Genomic DNA, 19,574 nt, shown 5'->3' with positions numbered 1-19,574 from the left:
GCATGAGAGCAGGAATCTTCCGATAAGTTCAGGGATTAAAACGCATTGGCGCGAAGCGACGTTGAAGCTTCTGTCATCTCGTCCCGGCAATCGGCGTCGTTTCTTCTTGCATCATCTGGCGTAATGGCCACTTGCCGCACAGGGCCAGGCTCAGGCATAACAGCGGAACAAATCGACAAGGATGTTTATCTTGCGCCTCTTATTCCGTGTGCTGACCCTGATCGTCGTGCTGCTGGGACTGGTTCTCGCCGTGGTCCTGTATTACGTCGCCAATCCGAAACTGCCCTTCTACACCCCCGCCGAGCAGGTGCATTACCTCGATCAGTGGAGTGACGAAGACCGGCAAACCTACTATTTCACGCCCCAGGGTACGCAGGTCAAAGGCCTGCGCTATGAGTGGTTCCAGGCGCTGGAACTGCCCTTCTCGGCGCAACGTTTCGCCTCGCCTGATTACCTGGCGCGTTTCGGTTTTCTGATCGACCCGCAGCAGAAAGCCACGACGACCAACCCCGGCAACCTCCCCGTCGGTTTTGCCCGACATCAGAACCCCGGCAGCACCGAACAATATCTGGACATCACTTGCGCCGCTTGCCACACCGGCGAATTGCGTTTCAAAGGTCAGGCCGTGCGAATTGACGGGGGTACCGCGCAACATGTGCTGCCGTCCAGTGTGCCTACTTTGCGCGGCGGCAGTTTCGGACAGGCATTGGTGGCAAGTCTGACCGCGACTTACTACAACCCATGGAAATTCGAACGTTTCGCCAGAACCGTGCTGGGCGACGAATACGACGCGCGTCACGAGCAATTGCGCAAAGACTTCAAAACCTCACTGAATACATTCCTCAAAGTCGCCTGGAACGATACCCATCGCGGCCTCTACCCGACCGAAGAAGGCCCCGGCCGCGCCGATGCCTTCGGACGCATTGCCAACGCGACGTTTGGCGATGCGATTTCCCCTGCCAACTACCGCGTGGCCAATGCCCCGGTGGATTATCCGCAGCTCTGGGATATGTGGTCATTCGACTGGGTGCAGTGGAACGGCTCGGCGCAGCAGCCAATGGCGCGCAATATCGGTGAAGCGTTGGGCGTCGGCGCCACCCTGAATTTTTTCGATGACAACGGCCAGCCACTGCAAGGCGAAGCACGCTATGCCTCCAGCGTGCGTGTGCGTGATCTGCACAAAATCGAAGAAACCCTGCAAAGGCTCAAGCCACCAGCCTGGCCAGAGGATCTGTTTGGCGCCATCGACAAACCCTTGGCAGCCAAGGGGCGCACGCTGTTTACCGAGAATTGCGCCGGTTGCCATGTCCCGCGCCAGACCCAGGAAGGTGAGCGCCGGGTGCAGCATTTGCTCATGCTGCCGGTCGCTGTCATCGGCACCGACCCGACCGCCGCCAACAATATCGCCAGCCACCGTTTCGACCTGACCGCTCTGCAGTGGGATCTGAAAGAGCTGGAAAAAATGGACGTCAAACTGCATCCGACACCCAAAGCGCCACTGGATCTGAGCCAAATGTCGGTGGCCAAAGGCCTGGCTTACGTCACCGCCTTCGTCGAAGACCGCGCCTATCGCGAAGCCAACGTCACGCCGCAGGAAAAACCACGCCTGGACGGCTTCGGCCTACCCATCGGCGTACGCGAAAAAGTCGCTTACAAGGCGCGCCCGCTGGCGGGTGTCTGGGCCACCGCGCCGTTTTTGCACAACGGCTCGGTGCCGAGCATTTATCAGTTGCTGTCGCCGCAGGATGAACGCGTCACGACCTTTTTCAAAGGCACCGTTGAATACGATCCGCGACATCTGGGTTATCGCACCGAAGCGTTTACCAATGGCTTCCTGTTCGACACGCGCATCACCGGCAACCACAACAGCGGCCATGAATTCCGTGCCGGCGAACGTGGCAACGGCGTGATTGGCCGGCTATTGCAGCCCGAAGAACGCTGGGCACTTCTTGAGTACCTGAAAGTCCTCGGCGGCCCACTGGAGGCGCAACTGCCATGATCTCAACCTTCAAGAAAGAACAGTCGCTGCTGGCCAGAATCTGGTTGTGGCTGGGTCGTGTACTGGGCAAGGTTCTGTTGATAGCGCTCGTCATCGGCCTGTTCGGCTGGGCCATCGCTACGGTCTGGTTTGCCTGGCAACACCGTGGCCCAGTGTCGGCGCAGGAGCAGATTCCCAGCGGCGAAGCGGCGATGACCCAGGACGTGATCCAGACCGCCGTACGCATCGTCGATCAACACCGAGAAAGCACCCGTTATCTGCGCGACGCCCATGCCAAGGCCCATGGCTGCGTGAAGGCGCAGGTGCAAGTGCTGCCGGAACTGGCGCAACCGCTGCGACAGGGCGTGTTCAGTGAGCCCGGAAAAACCTGGCAAGCGATGATTCGCCTGTCCAATGGCAATGCCTATCCACAGTTCGACAGTCTGCGCGACGCCCGGGGGATGGCGATCAAACTGCTCGATGTGCCGGGAAAATCCTTGCTGCGTGACCGCCAGGAGCAGCGCGAGCAGGATTTTGTGATGTTCAGCCACCCGAACTTTTTTGTCAGTGACGTCGCCGAGTATCGTCAGAACGTATCGGCGCAGGCTGACGGCAAAAAGGTCATGGCATTTTTTCCGGGATGGGACCCGCGTACATGGCAGGTCCGCCATTTGTTTATTGCACTGGCAACCCTGTCACCGCCACCGGACAGTCCGACCGCGACCACTTATTTTTCGGTATCGCCGTACAAATTTGGTGAAGCCAATGCAAAGTTTCGGGTGGCGCCGGCCCCGGACAACTGCCCGGACTACACACTGCCAAAACAGAATCATGATTTGCCGAATTTCCTGCGCAGCGCCTTAAACCAGCAACTGTCGACGGACCGGATACCGGCGTGTTTCGTCCTGCAGATCCAGCGTCAGGATGCCAACAAGTACATGCCGATCGAAGACACCAGCATCGAATGGCGCGAGCAGGAATCGCCGTTTGAAACCGTGGCGCGGATCACTCTGCCACCGCAGGACTTCGATACACCGGCGCTGAATCTGGCGTGTGACAATCTTTCGTTCAATCCGTGGTTCGGGATTGAGGCGCATCGGCCGATTGGCGGGATCAACCGCTTGCGTAAAGCGGTGTATGAGGCGGTGAGCGACTATCGGCACAGCCAGAATGCCGCGCAGTAGAACGGTGTCAAAGCACCTTTGAGGACATGGGATCAATAAATCCCGGACAGCAAAAAGCCCGCACTAGGCGGGCTTTCTGTGGAATCTGGCGTTCAGTGTTCCAGATTCCGAATATGGCGCAGCGGACGGGACTCGAACCCGCGACCCCCGGCGTGACAGGCCGGTATTCTAACCGACTGAACTACCGCTGCGCGAAACGCTTGAAACGAATGGTGGGTGATGACGGGATCGAACCGCCGACATTCTGCTTGTAAGGCAGACGCTCTCCCAGCTGAGCTAATCACCCTTCGCTTCGTTACGGGACGCATTATGCCACAAGTTTTCGTAATGTGTTGATTTAATTGAAGTTTTTCTTCAAATAAATCCGAAAACCAATAAAACGACACATCCCGCGGGTACAACCTTGGAGCAGAAAAAAACCCGCCTTGGCGGGTTTTTCCGTGGTGACCTGGCGTTCAGTGGTCCAGGTTACCGAATATGGCGCAGCGGACGGGACTCGAACCCGCGACCCCCGGCGTGACAGGCCGGTATTCTAACCGACTGAACTACCGCTGCGCTAAACACTTGAAACGAATGGTGGGTGATGACGGGATCGAACCGCCGACATTCTGCTTGTAAGGCAGACGCTCTCCCAGCTGAGCTAATCACCCTTCGCTTCGGTGTGGCGCGCATTCTACGGAGCGACCCAACCTCTGGCAAGCACTTTTTTAAATAATTTTCTCAGGCCTTCCAAAGGCTTAGAGAAGGGTTGGCCTATGGGACGGCGAAGACAATAATGCCCCCCTTTGTATAAAGGAGAGACTCACCCCATGTGGTTCAAAAACCTGCTTATCTATCGCCTGACCCAAGACCTGCCTGTCGATGCCGAGGCGCTGGAAACTGCACTGGCCACCAAACTGGCGCGTCCATGTGCAAGCCAGGAGTTGACCACCTACGGTTTCGTCGCGCCGTTCGGAAAAGGCGAAGATGCTCCACTGGTGCACGTCAGCGGTGACTTCCTGCTGATTTCCGCGCGTAAAGAGGAACGCATTCTGCCGGGCAGCGTCGTGCGCGACGCGGTCAAGGAAAAGGTCGAAGAGATCGAAGCCGAACAGATGCGCAAGGTCTATAAGAAGGAACGCGATCAGATCAAGGATGAAATCATCCAGGCGTTCCTGCCGCGCGCCTTCATCCGTCGCTCGTCGACCTTTGCCGCTATCGCGCCGAAACAGGGCCTGATCCTGGTCAACTCGGCCAGCCCGAAACGTGCCGAAGACCTGCTGTCGACCCTGCGTGAAGTGATCGGCACCCTGCCCGTCCGTCCGTTGACCGTGAAAATGGCACCGACTGCGGTCATGACTGACTGGGTCACCACGCAAAAAGCCGCTGATGACTTCTATGTACTGGACGAGTGCGAACTGCGCGACACCCACGAAGATGGCGGTATCGTGCGTTGCAAGCGTCAGGACCTGACCAGCGAAGAAATCCAGCTGCACCTGAGCACTGGCAAAGTCGTCACTCAATTGTCGTTGGCCTGGCAGGACAAACTGTCGTTCATGCTCGACGACAAGATGACGGTCAAACGTCTGAAGTTCGAAGATCTGTTGCAGGATCAGGCGGAGCAGGACGGTGGCGACGAGGCACTGGGTCAGCTGGATGCCAGCTTCACGCTGATGATGCTGACCTTCGGTGATTTCCTGCCAGCGCTGGTTGAAGCGTTGGGTGGGGAAGAGACTCCTCAAGGCATCTAAAGCCTTGTGATGTCAAAACTGTAGGAGTGAGCCTGCTCGCGATGAGGGACTGACATTCAACTAAAGTGTTGATTGAAAGACCGCTATCGCGAGCAGGCTCACTCCTACATTTGTTTTGTGGTGTTCATTTAATAATAAGGAACAGGCCATGCGCGCACTGGCTGCACTCAGCCGCTTTGTCGGCAATACCTTCGCTTACTGGGTTCTGCTTTTCGCGGTGATTGCGTTCCTGCAACCGGCGTGGTTCCTCGGCCTGAAAAGCGCGATCGTGCCGCTGCTCGGGCTGGTGATGTTCGGCATGGGCCTGACCCTCAAACTCGACGACTTCGCTGCTGTCGCCCGCCATCCATGGCGCGTAGCGCTGGGCGTGGTTGCACATTTCGTGATCATGCCCGGTGTGGCGTGGTTGCTCTGCCAGATATTTCACCTGCCGCCGGAAATCGCTGTCGGAGTGATTCTGGTCGGTTGCTGCCCGAGCGGCACCTCGTCCAACGTGATGACCTGGCTGGCCCGAGGTGATCTGGCATTGTCGGTGGCCATTGCTGCCGTGACCACCCTCCTCGCCCCGCTGCTGACCCCGGCACTGATCTGGCTGCTGGCTTCGGCGTGGTTGCCGGTGTCGTTCATGGAGCTGTTCTGGTCGATCCTGCAAGTGGTGCTGCTGCCGATCATTCTCGGCGTGGTTGCCCAACGCATGCTCGGTGACAAGGTTCGTCATGCCGTGGACGTGTTGCCGCTGGTATCGGTGGTCAGCATCGTTATCATTGTCACCGCCGTGGTAGCCGCCAGTCAGGCGAAAATCGCCGAATCCGGCCTGTTGATCATGGCCGTGGTGATGCTGCACAACAGCTTCGGTTATCTGCTGGGTTATTTCACCGGGCGCCTGTTCAAGTTGCCGTTGGCCCAGCGCAAATCGCTGGCGCTGGAAGTCGGCATGCAGAATTCCGGGTTGGGCGCCGCGCTGGCCAGTGCGCATTTTTCGCCATTGGCGGCGGTGCCGAGCGCGCTGTTCAGCGTCTGGCACAATATCTCCGGCGCGTTGCTGTCGACGTACTTCCGGCGCATGAGTGAAAAACAAGACCGCGAGGCACTGGCGCAACAGGCGGCCGACTGAGGCGCAAACTTGATCCCCGGGTTAATGCTCGTCACACTACTGCGCAACGCGGGGACGACCCTGCGGCTCGATCGAGTTATTAATCTGGGGACGACCCCGTCTATCGATGGAGGTCTTTCATGTCCTGGATCATTCTGTTTTTCGCCGGCCTGTTTGAAGTCGGCTGGGCCGTCGGCCTGAAATACACCGACGGTTTCACCCGCCCGCTCCCCACCGTTCTGACCGTTGCGGCCATGGCCATCAGCCTTGGCCTGCTCGGTCTTGCGATGAAGGAATTGCCGTTGGGCACCGCCTATGCGATCTGGACCGGCGTCGGTGCGGTGGGCACGGTGATTGCCGGAATCATCCTGTTTGGCGAGTCGATGGCGTTGATTCGGCTGGCCAGTGTGGCGTTGATCATTACCGGGTTGATTGGCCTCAAGGTCAGCGCTTAAGCCACTACCGCTTTCGCGAGCAGGCTCGCTCCCACAGTTGATCGTATTCCTCTGACGGAACGCGATCGAATGTGTGCGAGCCTGCTCGCGAAGAGGCCCTTAAAATCGCCGGCTATCTGACTGCCCCGCGCAACTCCCCGACCAACCCCTGCAACTTCGCCGGCTCAGCAGCATCAACGCCCACCGGCGCTCCTGCCACCAACGTTACCCGCGACCACAATCGGTGAAAAAACCCTTTGTTCGGATCGCGGCTGAAGAAACTCCCCCACAGCCCTTGCAACGCCAGCGGAATCACCGGCACCGGCGTCTCTTCAAGAATCCGCGTCAAACCGCCCCGGAACTCATTCATCTCGCCATCCGCCGTCAGCTTGCCTTCCGGGAAAATGCACACCAGCTCACCGTCCTTCAAATAGTGAGCAATTCGCGTGAAGGCCTTTTCGTAAATCTGGATGTCTTCATTCCGTCCGGCAATCGGAATCGCCCCCGCCGTGCGGAAGATAAAGTTCAGCACCGGCAGGTTGTAGATCTTGTAGTACATGACAAAGCGAATCGGCCGACGCACTGCGCCACCAATCAGCAAGGCATCGACAAACGACACGTGGTTGCACACCAGCAGTGCCGCGCCTTCATCCGGAATCGCCTCAAGGTTGCGATGTTCGACGCGGTACATGGAATGGCTGAGCAGCCAGATCATGAAGCGCATGCTGAACTCGGGGACGATTTTGAAGATGTAGGCATTGACGCCAATATTCAGCAGCGACACCACCAGGAACAACTGCGGGATCGACAGTTTGACCACGCTCAGCAGCACAATCGAGACGATGGCCGAGACCACCATAAACAGTGCGTTGAGAATGTTGTTGGCGGCAATCACCCTTGCCCGCTCGTTCTCGGCGGTGCGCGACTGGATCAAGGCATACAGCGGCACGATGTAGAAACCACCGAAAATGCCGAGACCGAGGATGTCGACCAACACCGCCCAGGTGTGCACGAAGCCCAGCACTTCAATCCAGCTGTGGCCGCTGACGCTGTCGGGAATCCCGCCGGAATGCCACCACAGCAGCAAACCGAATACGGTCAGACCGAACGAACCGAACGGCACCAGACCGATCTCCACCTTGCGCCCGGACAGCTTCTCGCAAAGCATCGAACCCAGCGCAATCCCGACCGAGAACACGGTAAGAATCAGGGTGACCACGGTCTCATCGCCGTGCATCCATTCCTTGGCGTAGGCGGGAATCTGCGTCAGGTAAATCGCCCCGACAAACCAGAACCACGAATTGCCGACAATCGAGCGCGACACCGCTGGCGTCTGGCCCAGACCGAGCTTCAGCGTGGCCCAGGATTGACTGAAGATGTTCCAGTTCAGGCGCATCTCCGGGGAGGATGCCGCCGCGCGCGGAATGCTGCGACTGGCCAGATAACCCAGCACGGCGATCCCGACGATGGCGCAGGACACCAACGGTGCATAGTGCGAAGAGGACATGATGACCCCGGCACCAATCGTCCCGGCGAGAATCGCCAGAAACGTGCCCATCTCCACCAGGCCGTTGCCGCCCACCAGCTCATCCTCGCGCAAGGCCTGCGGCAGGATCGAATACTTCACCGGCCCGAACAGCGCCGAATGGGTCCCCATGGCGAACAGCGCCACCAGCATCAGCGACAAGTGATCGAAGAGAAAACCGATCGATCCTACGGCCATGATCGCGATTTCCGCGAGCTTGATCAGACGGATCAGCGCGTCCTTGGCGAATTTTTCCCCGAACTGCCCGGCCAGTGCCGAGAACAGGAAAAACGGCAGGATAAACAGCAAAGCACACAGGTTGACCCAGATCGAACGGTCACCCTCGATGGTCAGCCGATAGAGAATGGCGAGGATCAGCGACTGTTTGAACACGTTGTCGTTGAACGCGCCGAGCGACTGCGTGATGAAGAACGGCAAGAAGCGCCGGGTGCGCAGCAGGTTGAACTGTGAGGGGTGACTCATCTTCCGTGTTTCCCTGATGTTTAAGGTAGAGAGGCCTGGGTACTGCTTATTGGATTCTCGAACAGCGATCCAGGCCACACCTTACCTAAACTTTTCCGGTTATTTCTTCAAACCTGCGATGCACGGCGAGACAAACAGCTCGCCCCGCCAGGCGCCTTGCACGGTACGTTTGCCGACGATCAGCCACATCAGCGCCAGCAACATCACCAACAGCGTGCCGACGACACTGAAAAACGTGAGGTTCAGGCTGCTCGCCAGTTTCAGGGTTGCCAGCGAATACACGCCCAACGGGAAGGTGAAGCCCCACCAGCCGAGGTTGAACGGGATGCCGTCACGCAAGTAGCGCACGGTGATCAGCAGCGCCATCAGCATCCACCACAGCCCGAAGCCCCACAGGGTTATCCCGGCAATAAGCCCCACACCCGAGGCGATTTCACCGATACCGGGCAGACCGTTCGCCGCGAATATCGCCGGCGCATCACCGCCCAACAGCAACATGCCCAGCGCACCGGTGCCGATCGGGCCGAGGGCCAGCCAGCTCGACGCCGCCATATTTTCGTGGGGCAGTTTGTGCAGGGCCATGCGCAGCAGCAGGATGGTCAGAATGCTGAACGCTACCGGTAGGGAAAAGGCCCAGAGCACGTAGCTTGTCGTCAGTACCACCAATTGTGAGTGGGCATCGGTGAGATGCGGCGCGAGCAAACCACCGCTGGCCGCCGCCACCTCTGCCGCCACGACCGGCAGCAACCAGACGGCGGTCATCTGATCAATGCTGTGTTCCTGACGGGTAAACATCATGTAAGGGATCAACACGCCGCAGGCCAGCGACATGGCCACATCAATCCACCAAAGCACTTCGGCGAGGTGAATCACGCCGTCACCCCAGCGCGGCAGGCCAAACAGCAGAAAGCCGTTGATGATGGTCGCCAGGCCCATGGGAATCGTGCCGAAGAACATCGAAACCGTGGAGTGGCCGAAAATCCGCCGCGCTTCATCAAAGAACAGAATCCAGCGCGCGGCGTAGGCAACGGTAAACAGGCTGAATAACAGAATGTTGAACAACCACAAACCTTCAGCAATGGCGTGTAGGCCTGGAATGGCCAATGGCAGTTGCGCCAACGCCAACGCCAGCACACCCGTGCCCATGGTCGCTGCGAACCAGTTGGGGGTGAACTGGCGGATCACTTCACGCGGGTGCTGAAGCTGGCGGAACGGTTTGATGCCGGGTTTGGCGCTGTTGGGGCAAGTCATCATGGAGTCCTCTCCTCTGGTGAGGTTGAGTCCATGGTAGAACCGAATCGAATATCTATATAACGGGTAATTTCTCTAACTGTTATCTGTTTTACCAATAAGCAGTCAGACGCTGCCTTCGCTCTCGATCACCAGAATCCGCGCTGCGCCTTGCGGATGGGCGACATGCTCGGTGCCGACACTCGCATAGAAGATGTCACCGACCTCAAGCTGCACTTGTTTTTCTTCGCCCAGATCGCGGTAATGCATCAGCACTTGGCCATCGAGCACCACAAATACTTCCTCGCCATCGTTGATGTGCCATTTGTACGGCTGATCCGTCCAGTGCAGGCGCGTGGTGATGCCGTTCATGTTGGCGATGTCCAGCGCGCCCCAAGCGCGCTCGGCAGTGAAAGTCTTGCTGCGGATAATCTTCATGGGGCGATCCGTGAGAAGAAGGCTGGGCAAGGCTAACCGAAATAGAGGGGGTTATGGAGCGCGGCACACTTTGGCTGCGGCTGGGCGCAGGCTGAGCAGCAGCGCGCCAATGGCCAACACGATCAACACCACCCCGTAACCATCGGTGGTTGCCAGCAAACCGTAGCTACGCGACAAGTGCCCGGCGAGCAACGCCGGCAGGCAGAACGCCAGATAACTGAGCACGTAATAGGCCGCCATCAATCCTGCCCGCTCATGGGGCAAGGCCAGCGGCACCAGGCTGCGCACGGCGCCGAGGAATCCCGAGCCAAAGCCGCAACCGGCCACCAGCGTGCCGAGGAAAAACAGCGACAGGCTGGCGCTGTGCACGCCCAGCAGAATCAATACCAGACCGATCGGCAGCAGGCTCGCGCCCAACTGCAAGGCCCGGACGGCAGGACGATTGCGCATCGTGAAAATCATCAGCGCACCAGTCACGGTCAGGGCCGCAACGGTGGCGCCGCCGATCAGATTCGAGTCCGAGCCAGTGGCGGTGCGCACCAACGACGGTGCCAGCGATGCATAAAAGCCGCCGAGCGCCCAGGTTGCCGTGTTCAGCGGCAACACTCGCCACAAAGTGGCTCGCGCTTGAATCGGCACGTGCAAGGTCGGCCGCAACGAGGCCCACGCCCCGGCTTGCGGAGTGACGCTTTCCGGTAAGCGCCAGACATAAAGGCCCTGCAACACAAACAGCGCGAGCAGCAGCCAGTAGGTCAGTTGCAACGGTGCCGGCGCAAACTCCGCCAGCAAACCGCAACCCATGCCGCCCAAGGCCATGCCGAGCAACGGCGCGACACTGTTGATCAATGGCCCCTGCTGACGATCCGTGTCGAGCAGGGTCGCGCTTAAAACAGCGGTGGCCATGCCGGTGGCAAATCCTTGCAGAACACGCGCGCTGATCAGCCACGCCACGCTGTCGGCGTAGATAAACAGCAGCATCGCCAACGCGTTGAGCAGCACGGCGGCGAAGATCACCGGTTTGCGTCCGAGGTGATCGGACAGCGAGCCGACGGTTAATAGCGCCGCCAACAGGCTGAGCGCATAAACGCCGAAGATCAGCGTCAGCATGGTTGCCGAGAAGTGCAGCTGATCCTGATACAGGTGATACAGCGGCGTTGGCGCCGTGGATGCTGCGAGAAAACTCAGTAAAGTAATCGCCAGAAACCACAGGCTGGATCGATTGGAAGCAAGGCTAGTCATGGGCACACTCCGCAAAAGCTAATTTTTTGCTTTTGCGGAGTGTGCTACTGCCTTGCGCTTAAAGCAAATTCTTTGTGTTAAGGTCTGCCGCATGGCTATTAAAGAAGGTTTACGCCCCGGCGGCCGCAGTGCCCGGGTGCAAGATGCAATTCATTCGGCAGTCCGTGCGCTTTTGCAGGAACAGGAACGTTCGAGCGTGACCGTCCCGCAAATCGCCGCACGTGCGGGGGTGACACCGTCGACGATTTATCGGCGTTGGGGTGATCTTTCGGCGTTATTGGCCGACGTCGCCCTCGCCCGCATGCGCCCCGACAGCGAGCCGGCGCAAACCGGCAGTTTGCGCAGCGATATTCGTGCGTGGGCCGAGCAATATCTCGATGAAATGAGCTCGGAGCCTGGGCGCAACATGATGCGCGACGTGCAGGCCAGTGCTACGCCGGGGTATTGCGTGACGATCATTAGTGCGCAATTGCAGACGATCGTTGAGCGGTATCCGGATGAAATGGCGCCGAGTGTTGATCGGTTGATCAACCTGGTGGTTGCGCCGGTGGTGTTCCGGATTCTGTTTTCGGCGGCAGCGCTGGAGGTGGCTGAACTGCATCGGCTGATCGATATTGCGCTGCGTCAGGACTGACGCCTTCGCGATCACCCCAGAAACCGAGGGGTTCCCCGCCTGCGACACCCCACCACGCCACGACCTTGGTCGACACTGACTAACCGCCCCGCGCATGCGAGACTGTCCGCCCGGGCAGGAGTGCCGGGGAGTCTTTTGTCGGGAGTGTTGCATGTCGCTGTCCACCGGGCTGATCGCCGCCGTCGCCCTGGCCTATATGGCCATCATGTTCGCCATCGCCTTCTACGGCGACCGACGCAGCGCGCCGTTGCCGCCGCGCATGCGTGCCTGGGTGTACAGCCTGTCGCTGGCGGTTTACTGCACCAGCTGGACGTTCTTCGGCGCTGTCGGTCAAGCCGCCGAGCAATTGTGGTCATTCCTGCCGATTTACCTCGGGCCGATCCTGCTGCTGGTCGGCGCGCCGTGGGTCCTGCAGAAAATGGTGATGATCAGCAAACAGGAGAACATCACCTCCATCGCTGACTTTATTGCCGCGCGCTACGGCAAATCGCAATCGCTGGCGGTGGTCGTCGCGCTGATCTGCCTGGTCGGCGTTCTCCCCTATATCGCCCTGCAACTCAAAGGCATCGTCCTCGGCGTGAACCTGCTGATCGGCGCCGGTGCCGACGCCATGGGCACCCGCGCCCAGGACACCGCGCTGATCGTGTCGCTGGTGCTGGCGCTGTTCACCATCGTCTTCGGCACACGCAACCTCGACGCCACCGAGCACCACCGTGGCATGGTGCTGGCGATTGCTTTCGAATCGCTGGTCAAACTGTTTGCCTTTCTCGCCGTCGGCGCTTTCGTCACGTTTGGCCTGTATGACGGTTTCGACGACCTGTTCAATCAGGCGATGCTCGCCCCGCGGCTTGAGGAATACTGGAAAGAAACCATTAACTGGCCGTCGATGGTGGTGCAGACCGGCGTGGCGATGATGGCGATCATTTGCCTGCCACGGCAGTTCCACGTGACGGTGGTGGAGAACATCGATCCGCAGGATCTGCGGCTGGCCAAATGGGTGTTTCCCGCTTATCTGGCGTTGGCCGCACTGTTCGTCGTGCCGATCGCGCTGGCCGGACAGATGCTGCTGCCGAGCGACGTCTTGCCCGACTCGTTCGTGATCAGCCTGCCGTTGGCCCAGGCGCACCCGGCCTTGGCGGTGCTGGCCTTTATCGGTGGCGCGTCGGCGGCGACCGGCATGGTGATTGTCGCCAGTGTGGCGTTGTCGACCATGGTCTCCAACGACATGCTGTTGCCGTGGTTGCTGCGGCGCAACAACGCCGAGCGCCCGTTCGAGGTGTTCCGCCAATGGATGCTCTCGGTACGCCGCGTCAGCATCGTGGTGATTCTGTTGCTGGCCTACGTCAGCTATCGCTTGCTCGGCTCGACGGCAAGCCTGGCGACCATCGGCCAGATCGCGTTCGCCGCCGTGACTCAACTGGCGCCCGCCATGCTCGGTGCGCTGTACTGGAAACAGGCCAACCGGCGCGGCGTTTTCGCCGGTTTGGCCGCCGGTACTTTCCTGTGGTTCTACACCTTGATCCTGCCGATCGCCGCGCACAGCCTTGGCTGGTCGTTAAGCAGTTTTCCGGGGCTGGCATGGTTGCACAGCAATCCGCTGAACCTGCCGATTAGCCCGCTGACCCAAGGCGTAGTGCTGTCGCTGGCCGGCAACTTCACCCTGTTCGCCTGGGTTTCGGTGCTGTCGCGTACCCGCGTATCGGAACACTGGCAGGCCGGACGTTTCATCGGTCAGGAGATCAGTGCGCGGCCGAGCGCACGCTCGATGCTGGCGGTGCAAATCGACGACTTGCTGCAATTGGCCGCGCGTTTTGTCGGTGAGGAACGTGCGCGCCAGAGCTTCATTCGCTTCGCCTATCGCCAAGGCAAAGGCTTCAACCCCAACCAGAATGCCGACGGCGAATGGATCGCCCATACCGAGCGCTTGCTGGCCGGTGTACTCGGCGCTTCGTCGACGCGCGCAGTGGTAAAAGCCGCCATCGAAGGTCGGGAAATGCAGCTGGAGGACGTCGTGCGCATCGCCGACGAAGCCTCCGAGGTGCTGCAGTTCAACCGTGCCTTGCTGCAGGGTGCGATCGAGAACATCACCCAAGGCATCAGCGTGGTCGACCAGTCACTGAAACTGGTGGCCTGGAACCGGCGCTATCTGGAGTTGTTCAATTACCCGGATGGTCTGATCAGCGTCGGCCGGCCGATTGCCGACATCATTCGCTACAACGCCGAGCGCGGCCTGTGCGGCCCCGGCGAAGCGGAAGTCCACGTTGCCCGGCGTTTGCACTGGATGCGTCAGGGCCGCGCGCACACCTCTGAACGGCTGTTCCCCAACGGCCGAGTGATCGAGCTGATCGGCAACCCGATGCCGGGGGGCGGTTTCGTCATGAGTTTCACCGACATCACCGCGTTCCGCGAAGCCGAGCAGGCACTCACCGAAGCCAATGAAGGGCTGGAACAACGGGTCAGCGAACGCACTCAGGAACTGTCGCAACTCAACGTCGCGCTGACCGAGGCGAAGGGCACCGCCGAAGCCGCCAATCAGTCGAAAACCCGCTTTCTCGCGGCGGTCAGCCATGACTTGATGCAACCACTGAACGCCGCTCGGCTGTTCTCCGCCGCCCTCTCCCATCAGGACGACGGCTTGAGCAGCGAGGCGCAGAAACTGGTGCAGCACCTCGACAGCTCACTGCGTTCGGCCGAGGACCTGATCAGCGATCTGCTGGATATTTCCCGTCTGGAAAACGGCAAGATCAACCCGGACCGCAAGGCGTTTGCGGTCAATGAACTGTTTGACACGCTCGGCGCGGAATTCAAGGCACTGGCGCAGGAACAGGGTTTGAAGTTCCGGGTGCGCGGCAGCCATCTGCGCATCGACAGCGACATCAAATTGCTGCGGCGCATTTTGCAGAACTTCCTGACTAACGCTTTCCGCTACGCCAAAGGCCCGGTGCTGCTGGGCGTGCGGCGGCGCGGCGGCGAATTGTGTCTGGAGGTGTGGGATCGCGGGCCGGGGATTCCGGAAGATAAACAGCAAGTGATTTTCGAAGAGTTCAAACGCCTCGACAGTCATCAGACCCGCGCTGAAAAAGGCCTCGGCCTGGGTTTGGCAATTGCCGATGGTTTGTGCCGGGTGCTCGGTCACACCTTGCGGGTGCGCTCGTGGCCGGGTCGCGGCAGTGTGTTCAGCGTCAGCGTGCCGCTCACTCACTCGCAGGCCCAACCGGCAAGCGCTGCAGCCGAAATGAATGGCAGGTTGCCAAGCGGCGCGCGGGTGCTGTGCATCGACAATGAAGACAGCATTCTGATCGGCATGAACAGCCTGCTCAGTCGCTGGGGATGTCAGGTGTGGACAGCGCGCAATCGCGAAGAATGTGCAGCACTGTTAAATGACGGCGTGCGACCGCAACTGGCGTTGGTCGACTATCACCTTGACCACGGCGATACCGGCACTGAGCTGATGGCGTGGTTGCGCACGAGCCTGGGTGAGCCGGTGCCGGGGGTGGTGATCAGCGCTGACGGGCGACCGGAGATGGTCGCCCAGGTGCATGCGGCGGGGCTGGATTATCTGGCCAAACCGGTGAAGCCGGCGGCGTTGCGGGCGTTGTTGAGTCGGTATTTACCGCTGTAGAAGCAAAAAATCGCAGCCTCCGGCTCCTGCATTGGTATGGCGTACATCCTGTGGGAGCTGCCGGAGGCTGCGATCTTTTGATCTTTATTCAGGGAGTTCGACGAGACCATCGACATCGGTCATCGCCCGCTCCAGCAAATCCGCCGGCAAGCTCTTGCTCGCCCGGGCGCCGAGCAATTTCAGCTGCTCACTGCGACTGACCAGATTACCGCGTCCTTCTGTCAGCTTGTTGCGCGCTGAGCTGTAGGCTTTGTCCAGCTGCTGCAGGCGATTGCCGACCTCATCCAGATCCTGAATGAACAGCACGAACTTGTCGTACAGCCACCCGGCGCGCTCGGCGATTTCCCGGGCGTTCTGGCTCTGGCGCTCCTGCTTCCACAGACTGTCAATCACCCGCAACGTCGCCAACAAGGTGGTCGGGCTGACGATCACGATGTTGCGGTCGAAGGCTTCCTGAAACAGCGATGGCTCAGCCTGCAAGGCTGCCGAAAATGCGGCCTCGATCGGCACGAAGAGCAAAACGAAATCGAGGCTGTGCAGGCCTTCAAGACGTTTGTAATCCTTGCCGGCCAGGCCTTTGACGTGATTGCGCAACGACAATACATGCTGCTTGATCGCGATCTGCCCGAGGCTGTCGTCGTCGGCTGCAACGTACTGCTGATAGGCGGTGAGACTCACCTTGGAGTCCACCACGACTTGCTTGTCGCCGGGCAGGTAAATGATCACGTCAGGCTGGAAGCGCTCGCCATCCGGGCCTTTGAGGTTGACCTGGGTCTGGTATTCGCGGCCCTTCTCCAGACCGGCGTGTTCGAGCACGCGCTCAAGAATCAGCTCGCCCCAGTTGCCTTGGGTTTTCTGGCCTTTGAGGGCGCGGGTGAGGTTGGTGGCTTCGTCGCTCAGGCGCAGATTGAGCGCCTGCAAGCGTTCCAGTTCCTTGGCCAGCGAGAAGCGCTCGCGGGCCTCGGCCTGATAACTTTCTTCCACCCGTTTTTCGAAGGACTGGATGCGCTCCTTGAGCGGATCAAGCAACTGCCCGAGCCGCTGCTGACTGGTCTCGGCAAAGCGCTGCTCGCGCTCATCGAAAATCTTCCCGGCCAGTTCGGCAAACTGCGCACGCAGTTCATCGCGCGAGCCTTGCAGGTCGCTGAGGCGTTGCTGGTGGCTTTCCTGTTGCTCGCGCAGTTCGGCGTTCAGTGAAGCGGCTTGTGCGTCGAGGCGGCGCAGCTCAGCTTCCTTGTTCGCGCGCTCGAGGTTCCAGGCGTGGGAGGCATCGCGGGCGTCATCACGCTCGATCTGCAGCAGCTCGACTTCCCGGCGCAGCGCTGCCAGATCAGCTTGCTTGGCGGCGTTGGCCTGGCCGAGATCGGCGACTTCATCGCGACTGGCGTCGAGCTGCGCGTTGAGTCCGTCCTGCGCCAGTTGCGCCATGGCCAGCCGCTCTTCGAGCAAGGCGACCTCGGCCTGGCCGTTACTCGCCCGGCGTTGCAGTTGCCGGGCCAGCGCCAGCAGTGGCAATCCCGCCCCTGCAAGCCCCAGCAATACGCTGGTCAAGTCCATCGCCATAGCCACTCCCGCCGATCTTATAAAGCCTGAAGGTTAACCAAGGTGTCAGGTCTTGGACAGCTCAGTCTTCGAGCAGACCGAGTTCCTGTTGCGCACGACGGTCACCGGCACGAGCGGCCTGACGCAGCAGATCCTGACCGATGCGACGATCCCGGGCGTTACCGCACTCACGGCACATCAACTGACCGAGACGGCTTTGCGCAGCCACCACGCCTTCACGCGCCGGTTGTTTGAGCAGGCGCCCCGCGATGTGCTTGGCATTATGACTGTCGCTCAGGCGCGGGCTGTCGAGCAGCCATTCTGCGACGCGAACGGAAAATCGCTTGGGCGGGGTAACAGGAGAAGGTTGTGAGGTAACAGAGTCTGATACTGAGCGAAACTTCATAAAGCACTGTGGGACGAATCGGAAGGCGCGCCACTCTACTCTCTTTTTCTTACAGGTAAAGTCGAAAAACAACCCGGCACGCCCGTCCTAGAGCAAGCGCTCGGGACAATCCACAGAAGCTGTGGATAACTCAGTGGACAACCGCCCTCCAACCGCCGCAAAGCCTTATGGAATGGGGCTCGCAGTCAAACTGACGATTTTTTCACCAACAAAAAAAAGCGATGTTTTTCATTGACTTAAACTTTCGATGCAGGCAGCCAGTGGAGTCAGGATTGGTATGACAGTGCCGTTACAGCTTGCGCAACTAATGTGCACAAGTACCTGTTACCCGGTTATATCGATGCGCTTTTTCGGGTCGTTTTGCTAACCGGTCTGGGGATAAACCGGCCTGGCACGCGGCTTGATGAACAAATCTTCACCGACCGACGGTCAAGCGCTGCGCCAAATGCGGGCAATTCTGCGCCCCCCAAAGCAGACTCAATCGGCCTCTGCAATGTTTTTCTACTCGAAGTTTGCTTTACCCGTTTCGATCCGTTAGTATCCGCGGCGTTAGTACCAAGCTGAAAGTCAATTCCGGTCGAACACATCCCCACGGTCTGCCTTCTTCCAAGAAGCCCTACCGAAAAAAGCGGGAACGACCCCTCGATGGTTTCCGGGTAAATCTTGCGACAACACAGCCTTCCAATGACGTGAAGGGTGTTGCGAAGAACACTTACTCTGACCGAACCAACCTGCAAATTGATCAGGATCTTCACCCCGGGCCCAGAACCTTTGCCCTCGTTGTGATGCCTGCCCTCCTAAGTACCTACCTGCCAGCCCAAGCGCGCCAACTTAATAGCGCTTCAAACTGGCTGCTTTGTTCCAGTCGGGTTCTTCGTTCGACCAATGGTGGTCGACGTTACTGGAACGTTTTAACGTTGCACGGTTCTTATCCGTGTCATTTGTAGGAACACCTAATAACTATGTCTACTCAAATCCATACTCAGGATGCCATTCGCACCCTAACCAACGCTTTTGCACCAATGAACTGCCTGATCATGGCCGCTCGCAAAGGCTGCTTCAGCTTCACACTGGTCAACGAACACGGTATCGCCCGCCACAGCGAGCGTCTGTACCCCGATCAGTACTCCAGCGCTGAACCGCTGCAGGCCGTGATCGATCGTACCCGTCAGGCACTGGTTGCCTGAGAGCCGAAAAAGGCTGCAAAAGCAAAAGCCCCGCACACAATGCGGGGCTTTTTATTGCCTGATGTTTCGCTTTTACCCCTCAGCGGCTAAGCACTATCGGATATAACGGATATTCCCCGCAGCGGGAAATATTTTAAAAACAGTCCTTTACGTCGTGAATATGACACTACACTTCAACTCAAGCGGCATGAGCCGCTTGCGGCGAGCCTGAACCGATCCATAGCTGCCAAGCCCCCCTTCAGGACTCGCCATTAATAACAAGAACCGAGGGTTTTATGGGTATCGCTGCCAGCGAACTGTGCCGCTACGTGATCCGTCCTACGCTGATTTATCTGGGACGCCACAGCGCAACTGCCGAATCTCTCCTGCTGGGCATCGCCGCCAGCCAGTCTGCCCTGGGTTCCGCCCTCCATGACCGCCGTGGCCACGGCCTCTACCGTATCGCCGAGCATCGCCATCAGGCCCTTTGGGATGACTATCTGGCGCTCGATCCGGAACGTGCCAGCCTGGTTCGCGGCCTCGCCAGTCAGCATGCTTTTCTGACCGGCCCGCACCTGGAACTGACGGTCAATCTGCGCTACGCCACGGCCATTGCCTGGTTGCTGGTAGAAGAACAAAACCCCACCCTCCCCGACTCCAACGATTTGCTGGGAATGGCGCGTATCTGGCGTCAGACCTTTCAACCCCAAGGTCGTCTGCGTGACTTCACTTACGCCTGGCACACCTGTGTTTCAACGGTGAATCAGATCGCTTGCTGATCCGTCCGGTTTCAGAAGATCGGCCAACAGGTCGCGAATCTGGTCGGATTGTCCTACAAAACCGCTCTAACTCAAGGCATACGGACTATAG

Annotated in this window: 15 protein-coding genes and 4 tRNA genes; 9 read left to right on the top strand and 10 right to left on the bottom strand. The window is 59.2% G+C overall.

Annotated features, from left to right (window positions below; translation table 11 throughout):
• Positions 1 to 190: 190 nt before the first annotated feature.
• The gene (locus tag AB4O11_RS17060) at positions 191 to 1,999 is read left to right on the top strand and encodes a di-heme-cytochrome C peroxidase (protein WP_460127576.1); all 1,809 of its coding nucleotides are present in this window, start codon (positions 191 to 193) and stop codon (positions 1,997 to 1,999) included.
• Positions 1,996 to 3,162 (top strand): catalase family protein, encoded by a 1,167-nt coding sequence (locus AB4O11_RS17055; RefSeq protein ID WP_460090233.1) that lies wholly within the window; start codon positions 1,996 to 1,998, stop codon positions 3,160 to 3,162. The genes AB4O11_RS17060 and AB4O11_RS17055 overlap by 4 nt, the downstream gene beginning before the upstream one ends.
• A gap of 114 nt (positions 3,163 to 3,276) precedes the next feature.
• Here AB4O11_RS17055 and AB4O11_RS17050 read toward each other — a convergent pair.
• The 4 genes from AB4O11_RS17050 to AB4O11_RS17035 form a co-directional block, all read right to left on the bottom strand.
• Positions 3,277 to 3,353: transfer RNA gene (locus AB4O11_RS17050), tRNA-Asp, on the bottom strand.
• A 19-nt stretch (positions 3,354 to 3,372) separates the two neighbouring features.
• Positions 3,373 to 3,448, bottom strand: a tRNA-Val gene (locus AB4O11_RS17045).
• 192 nt (positions 3,449 to 3,640) lie between these two features.
• Positions 3,641 to 3,717: transfer RNA gene (locus AB4O11_RS17040), tRNA-Asp, on the bottom strand.
• 19 nt (positions 3,718 to 3,736) lie between these two features.
• Positions 3,737 to 3,812, bottom strand: a tRNA-Val gene (locus tag AB4O11_RS17035).
• A gap of 159 nt (positions 3,813 to 3,971) precedes the next feature.
• Here AB4O11_RS17035 and rdgC point away from each other — a divergent pair.
• The 3 genes from rdgC (at position 3,972) to sugE (ending at position 6,440) form a co-directional block, all read left to right on the top strand.
• Complete coding sequence (gene rdgC / locus AB4O11_RS17030; RefSeq protein ID WP_064390914.1) at positions 3,972 to 4,892, top strand: recombination-associated protein RdgC; 921 nt, start codon at positions 3,972 to 3,974, stop codon at positions 4,890 to 4,892.
• Positions 4,893 to 5,040: 148 nt separating this feature from the next.
• Positions 5,041 to 6,006 carry a bile acid:sodium symporter family protein gene (locus AB4O11_RS17025; RefSeq protein ID WP_427118687.1) on the top strand — a complete coding sequence of 322 codons (966 nt, stop codon included), beginning with the start codon at positions 5,041 to 5,043 and terminating at the stop codon, positions 6,004 to 6,006.
• A 119-nt stretch (positions 6,007 to 6,125) separates the two neighbouring features.
• Complete coding sequence (gene sugE / locus AB4O11_RS17020; RefSeq protein ID WP_003223093.1) at positions 6,126 to 6,440, top strand: quaternary ammonium compound efflux SMR transporter SugE; 315 nt, start codon at positions 6,126 to 6,128, stop codon at positions 6,438 to 6,440.
• Positions 6,441 to 6,552: 112 nt separating this feature from the next.
• Here the strand turns inward: sugE and AB4O11_RS17015 are convergent, their stop codons facing one another.
• The 4 genes from AB4O11_RS17015 to AB4O11_RS17000 form a co-directional block, all read right to left on the bottom strand.
• Positions 6,553 to 8,427 carry an MFS transporter gene (locus AB4O11_RS17015; protein WP_460127574.1) on the bottom strand — a complete coding sequence of 625 codons (1,875 nt, stop codon included), beginning with the start codon at positions 8,425 to 8,427 and terminating at the stop codon, positions 6,553 to 6,555.
• A gap of 99 nt (positions 8,428 to 8,526) precedes the next feature.
• Positions 8,527 to 9,678, bottom strand: a complete 1,152-nt coding sequence (locus AB4O11_RS17010; RefSeq protein WP_093440169.1) for a TDT family transporter — start codon at positions 9,676 to 9,678, stop codon at positions 8,527 to 8,529.
• Between the two features lie 105 nt (positions 9,679 to 9,783).
• The gene (locus AB4O11_RS17005) at positions 9,784 to 10,095 is read right to left on the bottom strand and encodes a cupin domain-containing protein (RefSeq protein WP_095051094.1); all 312 of its coding nucleotides are present in this window, start codon (positions 10,093 to 10,095) and stop codon (positions 9,784 to 9,786) included.
• Positions 10,096 to 10,146: 51 nt separating this feature from the next.
• Positions 10,147 to 11,334, bottom strand: coding sequence for an MFS transporter (locus AB4O11_RS17000; RefSeq protein WP_257357786.1), 1,188 nt, complete (start codon positions 11,332 to 11,334; stop codon positions 10,147 to 10,149).
• A 91-nt stretch (positions 11,335 to 11,425) separates the two neighbouring features.
• Here AB4O11_RS17000 and AB4O11_RS16995 point away from each other — a divergent pair, with 91 nt between their 5' ends.
• Positions 11,426 to 11,968, top strand: coding sequence for a TetR/AcrR family transcriptional regulator (locus AB4O11_RS16995; RefSeq protein WP_460090230.1), 543 nt, complete (start codon positions 11,426 to 11,428; stop codon positions 11,966 to 11,968).
• Between the two features lie 151 nt (positions 11,969 to 12,119).
• Complete coding sequence (locus tag AB4O11_RS16990; RefSeq protein WP_460127571.1) at positions 12,120 to 15,590, top strand: hybrid sensor histidine kinase/response regulator; 3,471 nt, start codon at positions 12,120 to 12,122, stop codon at positions 15,588 to 15,590.
• Positions 15,591 to 15,674: 84 nt separating this feature from the next.
• Here the strand turns inward: AB4O11_RS16990 and AB4O11_RS16985 are convergent, their stop codons facing one another.
• Both AB4O11_RS16985 and AB4O11_RS16980 read right to left on the bottom strand, forming a co-directional pair.
• Positions 15,675 to 17,039 (bottom strand): DNA recombination protein RmuC, encoded by a 1,365-nt coding sequence (locus tag AB4O11_RS16985; RefSeq protein WP_176470067.1) that lies wholly within the window; start codon positions 17,037 to 17,039, stop codon positions 15,675 to 15,677.
• A gap of 175 nt (positions 17,040 to 17,214) precedes the next feature.
• Positions 17,215 to 17,538 carry an SEL1-like repeat protein gene (locus tag AB4O11_RS16980; protein WP_093440078.1) on the bottom strand — a complete coding sequence of 108 codons (324 nt, stop codon included), beginning with the start codon at positions 17,536 to 17,538 and terminating at the stop codon, positions 17,215 to 17,217.
• Between the two features lie 962 nt (positions 17,539 to 18,500).
• Between AB4O11_RS16980 and AB4O11_RS16975 the strand changes: the two genes are divergently transcribed.
• Together AB4O11_RS16975 and AB4O11_RS16970 are read left to right on the top strand one after the other, a co-directional pair.
• Complete coding sequence (locus AB4O11_RS16975) at positions 18,501 to 18,725, top strand: hypothetical protein (RefSeq protein ID WP_003214941.1); 225 nt, start codon at positions 18,501 to 18,503, stop codon at positions 18,723 to 18,725.
• Positions 18,726 to 19,000: 275 nt separating this feature from the next.
• Entirely contained in the window at positions 19,001 to 19,483 is a 483-nt protein-coding gene (locus AB4O11_RS16970) for a hypothetical protein (RefSeq protein ID WP_093440074.1), read from the top strand.
• Positions 19,484 to 19,574: the final 91 nt, after the last annotated feature.

This window comes from Pseudomonas sp. H1_D05 (genome assembly GCF_054682705.1).
The sequence above is the reverse complement of the archived record's forward strand: the minus strand, read 5'-3'. Positions and strand labels throughout refer to the sequence as shown.

Excerpts from the sequence above, each read along its gene's own strand:
- AB4O11_RS17055 (WP_460090233.1), top strand. The coding sequence starts at position 1,996 with ATGATCTCAACCTTCAAGAAAGAACAGTCGCTGCTGGCCAGAATCTGG.
- rdgC (WP_064390914.1), top strand. The coding sequence starts at position 3,972 with ATGTGGTTCAAAAACCTGCTTATCTATCGCCTGACCCAAGACCTGCCT.
- AB4O11_RS17025 (WP_427118687.1), top strand. The coding sequence starts at position 5,041 with ATGCGCGCACTGGCTGCACTCAGCCGCTTTGTCGGCAATACCTTCGCT.
- sugE (WP_003223093.1), top strand. The coding sequence starts at position 6,126 with ATGTCCTGGATCATTCTGTTTTTCGCCGGCCTGTTTGAAGTCGGCTGG.
- AB4O11_RS17015 (WP_460127574.1), bottom strand. The coding sequence starts at position 8,427 with ATGAGTCACCCCTCACAGTTCAACCTGCTGCGCACCCGGCGCTTCTTG.
- AB4O11_RS17010 (WP_093440169.1), bottom strand. The coding sequence starts at position 9,678 with ATGACTTGCCCCAACAGCGCCAAACCCGGCATCAAACCGTTCCGCCAG.
- AB4O11_RS17005 (WP_095051094.1), bottom strand. The coding sequence starts at position 10,095 with ATGAAGATTATCCGCAGCAAGACTTTCACTGCCGAGCGCGCTTGGGGC.
- AB4O11_RS17000 (WP_257357786.1), bottom strand. The coding sequence starts at position 11,334 with ATGACTAGCCTTGCTTCCAATCGATCCAGCCTGTGGTTTCTGGCGATT.
- AB4O11_RS16995 (WP_460090230.1), top strand. The coding sequence starts at position 11,426 with ATGGCTATTAAAGAAGGTTTACGCCCCGGCGGCCGCAGTGCCCGGGTG.
- AB4O11_RS16990 (WP_460127571.1), top strand. The coding sequence starts at position 12,120 with ATGTCGCTGTCCACCGGGCTGATCGCCGCCGTCGCCCTGGCCTATATG.
- AB4O11_RS16980 (WP_093440078.1), bottom strand. The coding sequence starts at position 17,538 with ATGAAGTTTCGCTCAGTATCAGACTCTGTTACCTCACAACCTTCTCCT.
- AB4O11_RS16975 (WP_003214941.1), top strand. The coding sequence starts at position 18,501 with ATGTCTACTCAAATCCATACTCAGGATGCCATTCGCACCCTAACCAAC.
- AB4O11_RS16970 (WP_093440074.1), top strand. The coding sequence starts at position 19,001 with ATGGGTATCGCTGCCAGCGAACTGTGCCGCTACGTGATCCGTCCTACG.